This is a genomic window from Candidatus Infernicultor aquiphilus (assembly GCF_002784285.1).
Classification (GTDB): Bacteria; Atribacterota; Phoenicimicrobiia; order Phoenicimicrobiales; family Phoenicimicrobiaceae; genus Infernicultor; species Infernicultor aquiphilus.
On record NZ_PFKO01000287.1, the window covers coordinates 1 to 5,187 of the forward strand.

Below are 5,187 nucleotides of genomic sequence, written 5' to 3' on the forward strand. Positions count from 1 at the left end.
ACTGTTTCAGCTACTTCAGCTTAAGAGGTGGCAGATAAGATGGTTAAAGATGGAGTTAAAGCCATCTTAATTTTTGCCCCTACCTACATAATATTACTACTAGAAATTAAGTTACATGATGTTGATTTATCTATTGAATTTGAAGGGTTGACCTATTACTTATCTTCATAATAAAATTATTTCTATTTTAAATTTGTGATTTTTTTCACAAAATTATTTGTAAATGTTTTAATTAATATAAGAATTGTTGAATAAGTATTTTTTAAGAAAGAAATATGAGTTTAGATCAAAAATAACTATTAAGTAAAGTTTCCAAAAATATTAAAAATTAGAAATTAGAAAGGGATGATAAAAGATGGAAGATCTTATGATAAGCGAAGTAACTAACTGTTATGAGAATAAATCAGAAAATCTTATACAAATACTTCGAGAAATTCATAAAAAACAAAATTATATTACTCCTACCCAATTGGAAGAAGTAGCTCAAAAGTTGAATCTTCCTTTAAGTAAAGTGTATGGAGCAGTCACTTTTTATACCTTGTTAAGTCCAAAGCCCAAAGGAAAATATGTGTTAAGAATTTGTTCCAGTACTCCTTGTTATATGGCTGGAAGTGAGAATTTATTAAAGTATCTTAAGGATAAACTCAAAATTCAAGAAGGAGAAACTAGTGCAGATGGACTTTTTACTTTAGAATCAACTAGTTGTTTAGGTATTTGTGCAGTTGCTCCAGCAATAATGGTAAATGATAGAGTATATGGTGATTTGAATATTCAGAAATTGGACCAAATAATTGAGAGGCGTAAAAGAGGAAAAATAGAAAAAGAAAAATTTGTTAGTTTAAGAGCAAATATTTTAAGCAATAAAGAAGGGAGGATAGTTTTACAAAATTGTGGAATTATTAATCCAGAATCAATTGAAGAGTATAAAATGAGAAACGGATATGCTGCTTTATCAAAGGCAATTATTAAGATGACTCCTCAAGAGGTAATTAAAGAAGTAAAGGATTCAAAGTTAGTAGGTCGAGGAGGAGCAGCCTTTCCCACAGGTTTAAAATGGGAATTTACTTTTAGAGCAGCAGATAAACCTAAATATATTGTTTGTAATGCAGATGAAGGAGAGCCAGGAACTTTTAAAGACCGTTTAATTTTAGAAAATGATCCTCATAAAATTGTTGAAGCAATGGTTATTGCGGGGTATGCTGTTGGTGCAGAATATGGTTATATTTATATTCGAGGAGAATATAACCTTTCTATAAAGAGAATAAAACAAGCTATCGAGATGGCAAAAGAACAAAATTATTTAGGGAAAAATATCTTGGGGACTAAATTTTCTTTTAATCTAGTAATTAGAGAAGGGGCAGGAGCATATATTTGTGGCGATGAAACTGCTCTAATGGAATCTATTGAAGGTAAAAGAGGAGAACCAAGATTAAAGCCTCCTTATCCTCCTACCTCAGGGCTTTGGAATAAACCAACAGTAATAAACAATGTAGAAACTTTAGCTAATATTCCTTCCATTATTTTAAAGGGAGCAGATTGGTATAATAAAATTGGACTAGCTGAAAGTACCGGGACTAAAGTGCTCACCCTTTTAGGAGATATAAAAAATCAGGGAGCAGTGGAAGTGCCCTTGGGTACGAATTTAAAAGATATTCTTTATGATATTGGTGGCGGTATAAAAGAAGGAAAGAAATTAAAGATGGTTCAATTAGGAGGTCCTTCAGGAAGTTACTTATCACCGGATATGATAGATATATCTTTAGATTATAAGGTTTTATCTCAAGCTGGCTTAACTCTGGGTTCGGGTGTGGTATTAGTCTTATGTGAAGATAGGTGTGTGGTAGATATAGTAAGAAATATAGCCCGCTTTTTCCAACATGAATCTTGTGGAAAATGCACCCCTTGCAGAGAAGGTACAGCAATAATATATCAAATTTTAACTAAGATAGCTCTGGGAAAAGGTGAAAACAATGATTTAGAGACCCTGAAATTATTAGGAGAAATTATGAAAGATGCCTCTTTTTGTGGATTAGGACAGACTGCTCCAAATTCTTTATTAAATACTTTGCAACTTTTCCCTGAAGAATATCGGGAGCACATTCAAAAGAAGGGTTGTCCCTTGAATGTATGTAGAGAGTGATAATAATATTTATTATATAAAAGAAATAATTATGTTTTATAAGAATTTTAAATTATTTAAATTAGGAGAGAGAAGGGAAGGAAGGCTATAATGACAGAAGTAAATTTGACCATAAATGGTCAAAAAATAATAGCTAAAGAAGGAATAACCATACTGGAAGTTACTAAACAAGCAGGGATTAAAATACCTACTTTATGCACTATGCCTGAATTAGGGTTTTCTCCAGGTTCTTGCCGAGTTTGTGTGGTTGAGGTTGAAGGTGCACCCACTTTATCAGCATCTTGTATGACTTACATAAGAGAAGGAATGGTAATTTATACTAATAGCGAAAGGGTTATAAAAGCACGCAAAATTGTTGTAGAATTATTAATTTCTAATCATCCCTTAGATTGTATGACTTGTGAAAAAAATGGTGATTGTGATTTACAGAATCTTGCTTATGATTTAGGCATTAAAGAATCAAGATTTGGACGAAATGATAAGGAGATACCTTTAGACGAAACCAATCCCTTTATAGTAAGGGATTTGAATAAATGTATTTTATGTGGTAGATGTGTAGAAATATGTAATGAAATTCAACAATCACATGCTATCGGTTTTGGTTATAGAGGCTCTAAAACAGAGATTATAGCGGGATTAGGAAATAGTTTGGGTTTTGAAACAAAAATGACCCCTGGTTTTAAGGCTAAAATAAAATATTCAAATTGTGTCTCTTGTGGGCAGTGTGTGGCTGTTTGTCCCGTAGGTGCTTTGATTGATAAAGCTGCTCAAGGAAAAGGAAGGGCCTGGGAATTTACTAAAGTAAAGACTACCTGTAATTACTGTGGATGTGGTTGTAATTTCGACTTTAATGTAAAAGAGGGAAAAGTAATAAAAGTTACTTCTAATCCGGAGAGTGTAGTCAATGGAATTAATCTATGTGTTAAAGGACGTTTCGGTTATGATTATATTCATCGAGATGACCGTTTAACTACTCCCTTGATTAAGAAAAAAGGTAAATTTGAGAAAGCCAGCTGGGAGGAAGCTTACCAATTAATTAGCAGTAAGTTTACCCAAATTAAAAAAGAAAGTGGCAGTGATAGTTTAGCCGTATTATCTTCAGCAAAATGTACCAATGAAGAGAATTATCTTTTAATGAAATTTGGACGTGCAGTTTTAGGAACTAATAATGTTGACCATTGTGCTCGTTTGTGTCATTCGGCGACTGTGGCTGGTTTAGCTCAAGCCTTCGGTAGTGGAGCAATGACTAATTCCATCGAAGAGATTGCCCATGCTTCAGTTATTTATCTTACCGGTTCTAATACTACCGAGAATCATCCTATAATTGCTCTGGAGATTAAAAAAGCAGTTACCAAAAATGGAGCAAAGTTAATTGTGGCTGATCCCCGAGAGATTGAACTGGTTAAATATGCTACTTTATGGCTCAGACAAAGACCAGGAACTGATGTAGCTTTATTTAATGGATTAATGAATGTGATTATTACTGAGGGTTTAGAAGATAAGGAATTTATTGCTCAAAGGACAGAAGGTTATGAAGAATTAAAAAAGGCTGTGATTAAATATACTCCAGAAGTCGTAGAAAAGATTACTGGCATACCAGTAGAAGATATCCGAAAAGCGGCCCGGATTTATGCTACTGCCCCCACCGTCTCTCTTATTTATTCAATGGGGATTACCCAGCATACTACCGGAACCGATAATGTTTTGTCTACCGCTAACCTTTCTATGCTTACCGGGAATGTAGGCAAAGAAAGTGCCGGGGTTAACCCTCTACGTGGGCAGAGTAATGTACAAGGAGCTTGTGATATGGGAGCATTGCCGGAGGTTTATTCTGGTTACCAAAAAGTTATTGACCCTCAAATTAGAGAAAAATTTTCCAAAACCTGGGGAGTAGAACTATCCGATAAAGTTGGATTAACTGTAGTAGAGATATTAAATGCTGCCTACGAGGGAAAAATTAAAGGCATATTCGTTATGGCAGAAAATCCTGCTATGTCTGACCCTGATTTAAATCATGCTCGAGAAGCACTAAAGAGAACGGAGTTTTTAGTAGTTTCTGATATTTTTGTGACCGAAACTGCTGAATTGGCAGATGTAGTTTTACCAGGAGTTACTATTGCTGAAAAAGATGGTACTTTAACTAATACTGAAAGAAGGGTGCAAAGGATTAGAAAAGCTGTTGAACCGGTAGGTGAATCTAAACCAGAGTGGCAGATTATCTGCGAATTAGCTCAAAAGATGGGTTATAATATGAACTATAATAATCCGGGAGAAATAATGGAAGAGATTGCCCAGCTTACTCCCATTTATGGAGGAATGCATTATAACCGATTGGATAAAGAGGGATTACAATGGCCTTGTCTTGATGCTAATCATTCGGGAACCAAATACCTGCATAAAGATAAATTTAGTAGAGGTAAGGGGAAATTCTCTGCTGTAGAATTTAAAGAAGCAGCTGAACTGCCCGACGAAGAGTATCCCTTACTCTTAACTACCGGAAGGGTATTATATCACTTCCATACCGGTACTATAACTCGAAGGTCTAAAGGATTAGATGAAATTTATCCTGAGGCATTAGTAGAAATTAATCCCCAGGATGCAGAAGAACTAAAGGTTAAAGATGGAGAATTTGTAGAAGTAACCTCTCGCCGGGGAAAGATTAAAGCTAAAGCAAAGGTTACTGAAAAATCAGGAAAGGGAGTTGTTTTTATGAGCTTTCATTTTCATGAAGCTGCTGCTAATTTACTTACTAATGCTGCCCTGGATCCAGTTTCTAAGATTCCAGAATATAAAGTATGTGCTATTAAAATTAAAAAAATATAAAAAAATTAAAACTAATTAAAAGGAGAAAAAAATGGATTCAAAAAAAGAAACAACTCAACACATCAGATACATTTTGCCAGGGTTTCTTTCACCTGGTGGAATAGCCAATGCAATGATTGCAATAGGCAAGGCTAAGGCTAATTTATCAATATCTCGTATGCTTCTTTTAGGAATATTAGCTGGGGCATTTATTGGTTTTGGTTCAGAATTAGCCACTATAACTA

3 protein-coding genes and 1 pseudogene are annotated in these 5,187 nt (G+C 34.4%); all 4 read left to right on the plus strand.

Going from position 1 to position 5,187, the window contains the following annotated elements:
- Nucleotides 1–39 precede the first annotated feature (39 nt).
- Nucleotides 40–171 (plus strand): hypothetical protein, encoded by a 132-nt coding sequence (locus tag COZ07_RS07910; protein ID WP_406608026.1) that lies wholly within the window; start codon nucleotides 40–42, stop codon nucleotides 169–171.
- A gap of 184 nt (nucleotides 172–355) precedes the next feature.
- Nucleotides 356–2,140, plus strand: coding sequence for an NADH-quinone oxidoreductase subunit NuoF (nuoF, locus tag COZ07_RS07915; protein ID WP_406608027.1), 1,785 nt, complete (start codon nucleotides 356–358; stop codon nucleotides 2,138–2,140).
- A gap of 90 nt (nucleotides 2,141–2,230) precedes the next feature.
- Nucleotides 2,231–4,963, plus strand: coding sequence for a formate dehydrogenase subunit alpha (gene fdhF / locus COZ07_RS07920; protein WP_406608028.1), 2,733 nt, complete (start codon nucleotides 2,231–2,233; stop codon nucleotides 4,961–4,963).
- Between the two features lie 31 nt (nucleotides 4,964–4,994).
- Nucleotides 4,995–5,187, plus strand: a pseudogene (locus COZ07_RS07925) (hypothetical protein); the annotation flags it as partial.